Annotated in this window: 9 protein-coding genes; 6 read left to right on the top strand and 3 right to left on the bottom strand. The window is 65.4% G+C overall.

What is annotated here, in order from left to right; translation table 11 throughout:
- On the bottom strand, positions 1 to 863 hold an 863-nt coding region (gene hemB, locus ACREBX_RS05650; protein ID WP_431560778.1), incomplete at its 3' end, for a porphobilinogen synthase.
- Between the two features lie 193 nt (positions 864 to 1,056).
- A complete protein-coding gene (locus tag ACREBX_RS05645) occupies positions 1,057 to 2,601 on the bottom strand; it encodes a M23 family metallopeptidase (protein ID WP_431560780.1) in 1,545 nt (514 codons plus the stop codon).
- 274 nt (positions 2,602 to 2,875) lie between these two features.
- On the opposite strand from ACREBX_RS05645, the gene ACREBX_RS05640 reads away from it, so the two are divergent.
- From ACREBX_RS05640 to ACREBX_RS05615, 6 genes are all read left to right on the top strand, one after another.
- Complete coding sequence (locus tag ACREBX_RS05640) at positions 2,876 to 5,656, top strand: helicase-related protein (RefSeq protein WP_431560777.1); 2,781 nt, start codon at positions 2,876 to 2,878, stop codon at positions 5,654 to 5,656.
- A complete protein-coding gene (locus tag ACREBX_RS05635) occupies positions 5,656 to 6,015 on the top strand; it encodes a S4 domain-containing protein (RefSeq protein WP_431560776.1) in 360 nt (119 codons plus the stop codon). The genes ACREBX_RS05640 and ACREBX_RS05635 overlap by 1 nt, the downstream gene beginning before the upstream one ends.
- 115 nt (positions 6,016 to 6,130) lie before the next feature.
- Positions 6,131 to 6,469 carry a ferredoxin FdxA gene (gene fdxA / locus ACREBX_RS05630; RefSeq protein ID WP_431560775.1) on the top strand — a complete coding sequence of 113 codons (339 nt, stop codon included), beginning with the start codon at positions 6,131 to 6,133 and terminating at the stop codon, positions 6,467 to 6,469.
- Positions 6,470 to 6,623: 154 nt separating this feature from the next.
- Complete coding sequence (locus tag ACREBX_RS05625) at positions 6,624 to 7,274, top strand: ATP-dependent Clp protease proteolytic subunit (RefSeq protein WP_431560774.1); 651 nt, start codon at positions 6,624 to 6,626, stop codon at positions 7,272 to 7,274.
- A 190-nt stretch (positions 7,275 to 7,464) separates the two neighbouring features.
- Positions 7,465 to 8,736 (top strand): ATP-dependent Clp protease ATP-binding subunit ClpX, encoded by a 1,272-nt coding sequence (clpX, locus tag ACREBX_RS05620; protein ID WP_431560773.1) that lies wholly within the window; start codon positions 7,465 to 7,467, stop codon positions 8,734 to 8,736.
- Between the two features lie 270 nt (positions 8,737 to 9,006).
- Positions 9,007 to 11,673, top strand: a complete 2,667-nt coding sequence (locus ACREBX_RS05615; RefSeq protein ID WP_431560772.1) for a TonB-dependent receptor — start codon at positions 9,007 to 9,009, stop codon at positions 11,671 to 11,673.
- A 101-nt stretch (positions 11,674 to 11,774) separates the two neighbouring features.
- On the opposite strand, the gene ACREBX_RS05610 is transcribed toward ACREBX_RS05615, so the two are convergent.
- On the bottom strand, positions 11,775 to 12,185 hold the full coding sequence (locus ACREBX_RS05610) for a SufE family protein (RefSeq protein WP_431560779.1): 411 nt from the start codon (positions 12,183 to 12,185) through the stop codon (positions 11,775 to 11,777).
- Positions 12,186 to 12,259: the final 74 nt, after the last annotated feature.

Genomic DNA, 12,259 nt, shown 5'->3' with positions numbered 1-12,259 from the left:
ATCATCGCATATTCGCCCGACACCTGGTACGCATAGACGGGCACGGCAAAATTGTCCTTCACCGCGCGGACGATGTCGAGATAGGGCAGCCCGGGCTTGACCATCACGCTGTCGGCGCCCTCGGCGAGGTCCTGCGCGACTTCGCGCAGCGCTTCCTCACTGTTTGCAGGGTCCATCTGATAGGTCTTCTTGTCGCCCTTGAGCAGCCCGCGCGAACCGACCGCGTCGCGGAACGGACCGTAAAAGGCCGAGGCATATTTGGCGGCGTAGCTCATGATCTGGACATGGCCGAAACCCTCGGCCTCGAGCGCGTGCCGGATCGCGCCGATGCGGCCGTCCATCATGTCGCTGGGGGCGATGATGTCGGCGCCGGCGCGCGCCTGGTTGAGCGCCTGCCGCACCAGCACATCGACCGTTTCGTCGTTGAGCACATAGCCCGCATCGTCGATCAGCCCATCCTGCCCATGGCTGGTATAGGGGTCGAGCGCGACGTCGGTGAGGATACCGATCTCGTCGCCGAGCGCCTGCTTGATCGCGGCGGTGGCGCGGCACATGAGGTTATCGGGATTGAGCGCTTCGTCGCCATCCGCGCTGCGCCGGTCGGCCAGCGTATAGGGAAAGAGCGCGAGGCACGGGATGCCCGCGGCGACGGCGTCCCTTGCGCGCTCGACGAGCAAATCGACCGACCAGCGCGATACGCCGGGCAGGCTCGCGATCGGTTCTTCGGTGCCCGAACCGTCGGCGACGAAGAGCGGCCAGATGAGGTTCGCGGGCGACAGCTGGGTTTCGCGCACCATCGCGCGGCTCCAGCCGGTGCGGCGGGTACGGCGCAGGCGCAGGTCGGGGAAAGCGGCTTGGGTCATGCGGGGTGCATAGCGGCGCTAGGCCGCGGGGCAAATGGATATTGGAAGAGACGCATGAACCCCTCCCCTTCGGGGGAGGGGTTGGGGTGGGGGCTCTCGATGTGGCGTAAGACCGATGCCCCCCACCCGCTGCGACTAGCGAGCAAGCTCGCAAGTCTCGCTGCCCTCCCCTGAAGGAGAGGGCGCAATCCGTTCAGATCCCGTCGCCTGCCCGCTTCGAGGCGACATCGGCAAGGCTGCCGAGCTTTGGCCCCTCGACCTGTTTCGGTGCGATCGGGGTCAGCGCCGCACCCGGCGCGATCGACGTCAGCGACCGGATGCGGGCGCGGAAGTCGGCGAGCGCCTTGCCTTCGAGCAGCGCGCGGGTGACGAAGGTCACCGACGACGGATTGACCGCCCGGCCGTTGCGATAAAGCTCGTAATGGAGGTGCGGACCGGTCGAAAGGCCGGTCGAGCCGATATAACCGATCACCTGCCCGCGACCCACGCGCTGGCCGGAGCGCACCGCGATGCGGCTCATATGGCCATAGCCGGTGCCGAGGCCGTTGCCGTGATTGAGCTTCACATAATTGCCGAAGCCGCCGTGGCGCCCGGCGATCGTCACGACACCGTCGGTCACCGCATAGATGGGCGCGCCATAACCGCCGCCGAAATCCATGCCGCTGTGCATGCGCTTGTAACCGAGGATCGGATGGCGGCGCATGCCGAAGGTCGAGGTCACGCGGCCATTCGTGGGCCGCGCCATGCCGCCGCGCTGTTCGCCGACGCCCGACGCCTCGAACCATTGGGTCCGGCCGCCCGCATTCCATTCGAGCATCGAGAGTTTCGATTTTCCACCGCGGATCAGCCCGGCATAGAGCAGTTTGCCCGTCTCGCTCTCACCCGTTTCGGCGCGGCGATAATCGACGATGATGTCGAACTCGTCACCGGCGCGAATATCGCTGCCGACCGAAATCTGTTTGCCGACGATGCGCAGATACGACTGGATCGCGGCGGGAGGTGCTCCGGCGGCGCGCGCCGAGCGATAGAGGCTGTCGCCGACCCTTCCGCGAATGCGCAGCGGGGTCGCGTCGACCGCAATCGGGATACGGCGCATCACGAGCTGGCTGCCCTGCCGTTCCATCTCGATGCGCAGGTCGAAGCGGGCGCGCATCGCGAGCGCCTCGACCGGACGCGGCATCGTGCGCGCGGCGCGGCGGCCGAGGATCAGGTCGATGCGCGTGCCCGGCGCGATGTCGGCGAGCGGAACCGCGCCCGACACCTGACGTGCCAGCGCCTGCGCCTCGCTGCTGCCGACGCCCGAGCGTTCGAGCAGGCGCGCAAAGCTGTCGCCGCTGCCCAAGGTGGCGGTGAGTTCGATCTGCGGCCGTTCGGGGGTCTGGGTCAGCGGACGCACCGCGTCGGTCGCCGCCATATGCCGCCCAGTGTCGCCGCCGAACGCGAGCGGCACGATCATCTGCGCGCGCGCCTCGTTGAAATCGGCGGCATCGAGCGCCGGCGTTCCGCCGACTTCGAGCGGTTGGATACCGGGGAAGGTCGCGATCGCGGCCCCGCAGAGCAAGGTTAATGTCGCAAGACCGCGCCACCATTCGGCCGAACCGATATTGTCGCCAAGGTCGGGAACGAGGTCGAGCTGCGCGAGCCGGTCGCGCCAGCCGAGCTGCGGCTCGGCATCCGAATCCGCACGCCGCAGCGGTATCGCTTGCGACATCGTGAGGGCGGCCGCGTTGCCGGACATCCCCGCGATGGGTTCGTGACGCTGGAACAAATTGCAACCCCCGCTCGGCAGCCAAACCCCATACCCGGCGGCCGAATGATGTTTTCGAGGCGTTGTCTGTAAAGAAAGGTCGTTAAAGTCAATTTAATGGCGGATTTGCCGCGGCGCATTGCGGCAAGGCGTGGCGGGGTCGGGATATTATGCAACATAGTGGAAAAAATCGGCCTCTATCCTGCCATTCGAAGATCGGCTGTTGCGCGTGGACCCTGCGCATGCCAGCTTGGCGGCCAAGAAAATGACGTCATCCTCCTCCCAGCCGGTCAAGGCTGTCCTTGGCCCCACCAACACCGGCAAAACCCATTTGGCGGTCGAGCGCCTGACCGCCCATTCGAGCGGCATGATCGGCTTTCCGCTGCGCTTGCTCGCGCGCGAAGTTTACGACCGCGTTGTCGCAATCAAGGGGCCGGCGCAGGTTGCGCTGATCACCGGCGAAGAACGAATCACGCCGCCCGACGCCCGCTATCTGCTCGGGACTATGGAAGCGCTCCCGGTCGAACGCGACGTCGCCTTTGTCGGGATCGACGAGGCGCAGCTCGGCGCCGACCCCGAACGCGGCCATGTCTTCACCGACCGGTTGCTGCGCGCGCGCGGGCGCGAGGAGACGATGATCCTCGGTTCGGCGAGCATCCGCGGCCTTGTCAAAACCCTGGTGCCCGAGGTCGAAATCGTCACGCGTCCGCGCTTTTCGACCTTGAGCTATGCGGGATCGTCGAAGCTGTCGCGCCTGCCCAAACGCTCGGCGATCGTCGCCTTTTCGGCCGAGGAAGTCTATGCGATCGCCGAAATGCTGCGCCGTTTTTCGGGTGGCGCCGCGGTGGTGATGGGGGCGCTCAGCCCCAAGACGCGGAATTCGCAAGTCGCGATGTTCGAGGCGGGTGAGGTCGATTATCTCGTCGCGACCGACGCGATCGGCATGGGGCTCAATCTCGACGTCCAGCATGTCGCCTTCGCTTCCTTACAGAAATTCGACGGACGGCGCCTCCGCCGCCTGACGGTCTCGGAAATGGCGCAGATCGCGGGGCGCGCCGGGCGCCACCAGCAGGACGGCGGCTTCGGCACCGTGGGCCTGCCGCAAGGCGGCTTCACGCCCGAGGAAATCCACGCGATCGAGGGGCATCATTTCCCGCCGCTCGCCAGCCTGTTCTGGCGTAATCCGAACCCCGGTTTCGGCTCACTCGACCAGCTTTTGTCCGACCTCGCGCAGCCGCCGAACCAGCCGATGCTGCGCGCCGCGCCCGAAGCGGTCGATATCGCGGTGCTCAAGCATCTGGCGGGCGACATGGAGGTGCGCGCACGCGGCGGCGATTTCGATGCGGTGCAGCGCCTGTGGGACGTCTGCGGCCTCCCCGATTTCGAGCAATTGGGCGCCGAGCACCACAGCCGCACCGTGTTCAGGCTGTGGCAGTGGCGCACCAGCGGCGACGGGATGATCGACCCCGACTGGTTCGCGCGCCGCCTTGCCCGGCTGAACGACGTCGAGGGCGATATCGACCAGCTCGCGAGCCGCATCGCGGCGGTGCGTACGCTCTGCTTCATCGCGCAGCGCGGCGACTGGATCGCCGGCGCGGCGGGATGGACCGAGGCGACGCAAGCGCTCGAATCGCGCCTCTCCGACGCGCTGCATGCGGCGCTGGCGCAGCGTTTCGTCGACCGGCGGCTCGCGCTGCTGCTCCGCGACGCGGGGCAGCGGGGCGCCGCGCTGCCCGTGGCGGTCGGCGCCGACGGCACCGTCGCGGTCGACGGCGAGGCGATCGGCACGCTGAAAGGGTTCCAGTTCAAGGTCGATCCGGTCGCGAAAGCCAGCGATCACCGGATGCTGCTCGCCGCCGCCGAAAAGCATCTGCGCGCCGAACTCGCGCGCCGCGCCACCGCGCTCGCCGAAGGCGACGACAGCGCACTGTCGCTGATCGCCGAACCGGGAACAACGCCGCGCCTCGCGTGGCACGGACACGCCATTGCGACGCTCGCGCGCGGGCCGACGCTCGTTCAGCCGGCGATCCAGATCGACCCCTCACTACGGCGGCTCGATCCGCAACAGGTGCAGGCGATTTCCGAGCGCCTCCAGCGCTTCGTTGCCGAGCAACTCGCACGTCATGCGGGGCCGCTGGCCGCGATGGGCGAGGCGGCGGGCGACCTGTTCACTCCGCCGCGCGTCCGCGCGCTGCTCGCCGCGCTCACCGACAACAGCGGGACGATCGGCCGCGCCGTGGTCGAGGATCAGCTCAACGCGCTGACGCCCGAAGAGCGGCCGCAGCTGCGCAAGCTCGGCTTCACGATCGGCTCGCTCGATCTGTTTCATCCGCTGCTGCTCAAGCCCGAGGCGGTGCGCTGGCGCGCGGCGCTGACGGCGGCGCAACAGGGCGCGCCGGTTCCCGCGCTGCCACCGCACGGCGCGGTGCTGCAAAAAGCCGGAAACCATGCCGGGCTGACGATCGCAGGTTTCCGGCGCTGCGCTTCGGGCTGGCTGCGCATCGACATGGCCGAAAAGCTCGCGCGGCAGGCGCACGCCGCGCGGATGCAGGCGGCGGCACCGCCGACCGCGCCACTGGTCGGCCGCGACGATCATCATGACGATCATGCGAATGACGAGCATGAGGGGGTCAGCGCGGCGCCGCCGCCCGGCTTCGTCATCGACCCGGCGCTCGCGACATCGCTCGGACTCGACGAAGAGACACGCCGCGCGCTCCTCGGCAGCTTCGGTTTTCGCAGCGTCGGCGAACCCGGATTGCAGCGCTGGCGCTGGTCTGGGCTGCGCAAACCCGAGAAAAGGCCGCGTCGCAAACCGCATCCGCATCGCAAGACCCCCGACGCGCCGCCGCGTCCCGCGAACGGCGAAACAAGGCGCGCGCCCGCGCATCAGGCAAAGGGCAAGCGCGGCAAGCCGGACAAAGTGCGCGTCGACGCCCCGCGCCCGCCGCGCCCCGACCGCCCCGACCGGCAACCACGTCGCGGCCCGTCGCCGAACAGCCCCTTCGCGGGCCTCGCCGCGCTCCTTGCGGACGCGCGCAAAGACTGATGGCAAGCCCGGGCGCCGCAGGAAGCATCAGGCTCGACAAGCTGCTGTGGTTCTTGCGCTTCGCCCGCTCGCGCAGCATCGCGCAGGCGATGGTAGAAGCGGGGCATATCCGGCTCGACGGGCGGCGCATCACCCGCTCGTCATGCGCGGTCCATGCCGGGTCGACGCTGGTCCTGCCGGTCGGCGAGCGGATTGAGGTGCTGCGCCTGCTTTCGCTGCCGCTACGCCGCGGCCCTGCGCCCGAGGCGCAGGCTTGTTATCAGCGGCTCGATCCCGCCCTCCCCGCCGCCGCACCATCGGCTATCGGCGCCGATGGAAATGCTTTGCACCCGCAACGCTCCGACCGTCCTATTCAGTGAGAGTGATTCGCAACTGTCGCTTAGCGTTGACGCACCGCCTTCACGCGGCATAGAGGCGAGCCCATATTGAGAGCCTGACGGCCCGGTTGCCGTCATCTGAGGGAGCCGAAAGCCCATGACCTATGTCGTCACCGATGCCTGCGTCCGGTGCAAATATATGGACTGTGTCGAGGTGTGCCCCGTCGACTGTTTCTATGAAGGCGAGAATATGCTCGTCATCAATCCGAACGAATGCATCGACTGCGGCGTGTGCGAACCCGAATGCCCCGCCGAAGCGATCCTGCCCGACACCGAGAGCGGTCTGGAAAAGTGGCTCGAGGTGAACAGCAAGTTCAGCGCCGAATGGCCGAACATCACGGTCAAAAAGGACAGCCCCGCCGACGCCGACGAATATAAGGGCGTCGAGAACAAGTTCGAGACGCTCTTCTCGCCCGAACCCGGCGAGGGCGACTGAGGCGAAATCAGACAATCCGGACGGGGCGGGACTTTCCCGCCCCTTCTTTTTGCCCCCTTGAAAGACCTCCGCTTGGCGACGATGTAGGATCACGGAGGGGCAGCCCGCCGGATTCTCCGGTGCGGCATCCCGATAACACAAGGACGAATTCCCAATGATCGACCCGCTCGCAGCCCTTGTTCCCGTCGTCGTCGAGCAGACGAGCCGCGGCGAACGCAGCTTCGACATTTTTTCCCGCTTGCTGCGCGAACGGATCATCTTCGTCACCGGCGAGGTCGAGGACCAGATGGCCTCGCTGATTACTGCCCAGCTGCTGTTCCTCGAATCGGAGAATCCGAAGAAGGACATCTACATGTACATCAACTCGCCGGGCGGAGTCGTCACGGCGGGCATGGCGATCCACGACACGATGCAATATATCCGCCCGCGCGTCGGGACGGTGTGTGTCGGCCAGGCCGCGTCGATGGGCAGCTTCCTTCTCGCCGCGGGTGAACCCGGCATGCGCGTCGCGCTGACCAATGCGCGCGTGATGATCCACCAGCCGTCGGGCGGTGCGCGCGGCATGGCGTCGGACATCGAAATCCAGGCGCGTGAAATCCTGCGTATCCGCAAGCGGATGAACGACCTGTATGTGAAATATACCGGCAAGTCGTTGAAAGATATCGAAAAAGCGATGGACCGCGACACCTTCCTCGAAGCCGACGAAGCGCAGGAATTCGGCATCGTCGACCAGGTGTTCGACCGTCGGCCGGGGCTGCCCAGCGACGACGCGCCGAAGGAAGTAAGCGAAGGCCCGACGCCCTGATCCGTTGCGGTGCGGACGCCCAAACGCCGCCCCGAAACGAACCAGTAACTGCGTTTATTGACGTCCGCTTGGCGCCTTGGCGCTAGGCGGGACATTGAACCCGTGTCACCCAATTGCCATATTGTAATTGGGTGACCGGGGGCTAGGATAAAGGTGGCGGTGCCCTTTTGGCGCTGCCAGAGGAAGATTTATGACGAAATTGAGCGGCTCGGACAGCAAGAGCACCCTTTACTGCTCCTTCTGCGGCAAGTCGCAGCACGAAGTCCGCAAGCTGATTGCCGGACCGACCGTGTTCATCTGCGACGAATGCGTTGAACTGTGCAACGACATCATCCGCGAAGAAATCAAGGGCGGGATCGCCGCGCGCAAGGATGGCGCGGTGCCGACGCCGCTGGAAATCTGCCAGCATCTCGACGCCTATGTGATCGGCCAGAACACCGCCAAGCGCGTGCTGTCGGTCGCGGTGCACAATCACTACAAGCGGCTCGCGAACAGCGGCCGCGGCGACGACGTCGAACTGGCAAAGTCGAACATCCTGCTCGTCGGCCCGACCGGCAGCGGCAAGACCCTGCTCGCGCAGACGCTCGCCCGCTTCCTCGACGTGCCCTTCACGATGGCCGATGCGACGACGCTGACCGAAGCCGGCTATGTCGGCGAGGATGTCGAGAATATCATCCTCAAGCTGCTCCAGTCGTCCGACTATAATGTCGAAAAGGCGCAGCGCGGCATCGTCTATATCGACGAGATCGACAAGATCAGCCGCAAGGCCGAGAATCCGTCGATCACCCGCGACGTGTCGGGCGAAGGCGTGCAGCAGGCGCTGCTCAAGCTGATGGAAGGCACGACCGCGAGCGTTCCGCCGCAGGGCGGCCGCAAGCATCCGCAGCAGGAATTCCTGCAGGTCGACACGACGAACATCCTGTTCATCGCCGGCGGCGCGTTCAGCGGGCTTGAAAAGATCATCGGCGACCGCTTGCAGGGCAAGTCGATCGGTTTCGGCGCGCATGTCGCCGGCCCCGACGAACGCCGCATGGGCGAAGTGCTGAAGAGTATCGAGCCCGAGGATCTGCTGAAATTCGGCCTGATCCCCGAATTCGTCGGCCGCCTGCCGGTCATCGCGACGCTCGAGGATCTCGACATCGACGCGCTGGTCAAGATTCTGGGCGAGCCCAAGAACGCACTGGTGAAGCAGTATCGCAAGCTCTTCGATCTGGAAGAGGTCGTACTGACCTTTACCGACGATGCGCTGGTCGCGGTCGCCAAAAAGGCGATCGAACGCAAGACCGGCGCGCGCGGGCTGCGCTCGATCGTCGAGGCGATCCTGCTCGACACGATGTTCGACCTGCCCGACCTGACCGACGTGGTCGAGATCGTTGTCGACAAGGATGTCGTCGAGGGCCGCAAGGACCCGGTGCGCGTCTATGCCGACAAGGCGAAAGAAGCGGCCGGCGACGCCGCCTGAGTCGAAAATGGGGCGCCCTTCGGGGCGCCCTTTTATGTTGCATTGCAGCAACAGTTTCCGGAAAAAACGCATCCCCGCCTGTTGATAAAATCGGGCACCCGACGGGAATTAGCGGTTTTTCGGCCCCCGCCTGAGCGGCGCGACCCTCCCCCCTTGCACTGTCACATTTGCTGTCACAATCGTGCCACATGCGGGCTTCAGGGGCGCTCGCAGGTCAGGCGCGCCCCATTTGCGTGCCCGCCAATGCACCACCAAAGGGGACATCCTGTAATGAAATTCCGTCACACGCTTGCCGCCAGCGTTGCGCTGATTCCGGTCGCGCTGCTTTCCACGCCCGCCTTCGCCCAGTCGACGGGTTCGCAGGACTTCGAAAACGAAATCATCGTCAGCGGTTCGCGTGCGAACCAGGGCGTCGCCGGCGTGATCGCGCCCGACACGACCAAGGCGAAGGGCGTCCTGACGCAGGCGTTCATCGAGCGTCAGTCGCCCGGCCAGACCGTCAACGACATCATCAACCAGCTTCCCGGCGTTAGCTTCCAGAACAACGACCCGTTCGGTTCGGCCGGCGGCAAGATGTCGATCCGCGGTTTCGACAACACGCGCATCAACCAGACCTTCGACGGTATCCCGCTCAACGATTCGGGTAACTACGCGCTCTATTCGAACCAGCAGCTCGACCCCGAACTGATCGACCAGGTCAACGTCAACCTCGGTTCGACCGACGTCGACAGCCCGACCGCCGCCGCTTCGGGTTCGACCGTCAACTATCGCACCATGACCCCGACCGAAGATTTCGGCGTGAAGCTTGTCGGTTCGGCCGGCGACTTCAACTTCTTCCGCGTTTTCGGCCTGGTCAACACCGGCATCCTCACCCCCTGGGGCACGCGCGCTTTCTTCTCGGCCAGCCAGGCGACCAACGACACGGTCTTCAGCAACGTCGACCAGCCGGGTCTGCCCGCGCACCGCGGCCGGATCAACAAGAAGCAGTTCAACGGCAAAATCTATCAGCCGATCGGCGAAGACGGCGACTTCGTTGCGCTGTCGGGCCACTATAACGAAAACCGCAACAACTTCTTCGGTTCGGTGCCGCTGCGCTATGATTCGAACCGTGTCGTCGGTTCGGGTTCGGGCAACCGCTTCCCGTTGACCCGCGACGAGCGTGATTACGGCGTTGCGCGCTGCCAGATCAATCAGGCTGCCACTGCCGGCGCACCCGACGTTGCGAACCTTTGCGGATCGGTCTTCGACGAGCGCATGAACCCGTCGAACACCGGCAACGTCCGCCTGAACTCGCGCTTCACGCTCGCCCAGGGCCTCGTCCTGACCGTCGACCCGAGCTTCCAATATGTGAAGGCGAACGGCGGCGGCACCGTCGTCGGCGTCGAAGCGCGCCGCGACGTCAATCCCAATCCGCTTGTCGGAACCACGCCGACCAACTCAAACTGTAATACCACGCCCAACGGTCCGCTCGTCAGCTGTCAGACCGGCTATATCGGTGGCGTTCCTTATTATGGCCGCGACCTTAACGGCGACGGCGACCTGCTCGACACCGTCCGCGTGCTGGCACCCAGCCAGACGCAGACCAACCGCTATGGCGTCATCGCCGGCCTGCGCTACGAGCTCGAAGACCACACGTTCCGCGTCTTCTACAGCTATGATCGCGCGCGTCACCGCCAGACGGGTGAAACCAACTTCCTGCGCGCCGACGGCCAGCCGACCGATCCGTTCCCGATCAACGACCCGCTGGCCGACGCCAATGGCAACATCCTGCAAAAGCGCGACCGCAAGTCGATCGCCGGCCTGAACATGTTCGGCGGCGAATATCGCGGCGAATTCGGCCGCCTGACCGTCCAGGCCGGTGGTTCATACAAGATGTTCAAGCGCGACCTGACCAACAATTGCGCCACGTCGAGCGTGACCGGTTTCGTCGAATGCTTCGGCACCAACAGCGCGGGCCTCGCGGCCTGGCTGGCCAATAACCCGACCGTGACCATCGCGCCGGGCGTCACCGCACCGGTGCAGGGTCCGCAACAGCGCATCCGCAAGTATAACAAGTTCACGCCGAATGTCGGCCTGACCTTCGACGCGACCGACGACGTCAGCATCTTCGCCAACTATTCGAAGGGTGTGCAGGTTCCGGGCACCGACAACCTCTACAACGCCTTCTATTTCCCGGCGGATACCGAATCGGCGAACCCGACGCCCGAAACGACCGACAACTTCGACCTTGGCGTGCGCTACACGACCAGCCAGATCCAGGCGCAGGTCGGCCTGTGGTACACGATCTTCAACGATCGTCTCGCCTCGTCGTTCGACCCGGAAACCGAGCGTAACGTCTATCGCAACCTCGGCCGCGTCGACAAATATGGCATCGACGCCAGCGTGTCGGTCCAGCCGATCCCCGAATTGTCGGTCTATGCCTTCGGCTCGTACCTGAAGTCGGACATCCAGGACGATGTGCAGCTGGGCACTTGCTCGGCCGCAAACGTCGCCGACCGCTTCTACGGTTGTACCGCAGTCAATCAGCCGGCGTTCGCGCTGACGTCGGGCAAGCGTGAATCGGGTGCGCCGGTCTACACCTTCGGTGGCCGCGTCCAAGGCAACCTCGGGCCGCTCGAACTAGGTGCGCAGGTCAAGCGCACCGGGGCGCGCTACATCAACGACCAGAACACGCCGCTGTATCAGACGATCGGTGGCCGCACCGTTCAGGTCTATGGTGCCAAGGCCGCCGGCTATACGCTAGTCGACCTCGACGCCCGGCTGAAGATGGATTGGGCGGGTCTTGGCGACAAGGTCTACCTGCAGCTCAACATCACCAACCTGTTCGACAAGCTCTATGCCGGCGGTTTCGACGGCCAGTTGGCGAACAACACGGTCCCGAACGTCAACATCGGCGCGCCGCGGGCGTTCATCGGTTCGATCGTCGTCGGCTTCTAAGCCACGCGACAGACCAACGAAAAAGGGCGCGGGAGGCAACTCCCGCGCCCTTTTTCTTGCGTGATTGAAATGGAAGACCGCCCCGAATGAGGGCGATGCGATCAGCCCGCGGCGATGCGGCGCGCGGTATCCTGCACCAGCGCGATCATGTTCGGAACGCCCTGCGTCCGGTTCGACGACAGCTGGCGGGTGAGGTCGAAGGGGGCGAGCGCCGCCGCGACGTCCATGCCGACCACTTCGGCCGCGGGCTTGTCCTGCACCGCGGCCAGCACGAGCGCGACGATCCCCTTGGTGATCGCGGCGTTGCTGTCGGCGAGGAAATGGAGCCGCCCGTCTTCGCGTGGCACCGGATAGACCCAGACGCTGGCCGAACAGCCGCGCACCAGCGTCGCGTCGGTCTTGAGCGCGTCGGGCATCGGCTCGAGCATGCGGCCGAGGTCGATCAGCAGGCGATAGCGATCGTCGCCGTCAAGAAAGTCATATTCATCGAAGATGTCGGTCAGGCTGCGCATGGCCGCGCCACTCGCATAGATGGCGCCAAGTTGAAAGAGCCCTGAAACGACATCGGCCCGCTCCCCTGTCAGCC

The organism is Sphingopyxis sp., assembly GCF_050725655.1.
Taxonomy (GTDB): domain Bacteria; phylum Pseudomonadota; class Alphaproteobacteria; order Sphingomonadales; family Sphingomonadaceae; genus Sphingopyxis.
Note: the sequence above shows the minus strand (reverse complement) of the source record. Positions and strands in the feature narration are given on the sequence as shown.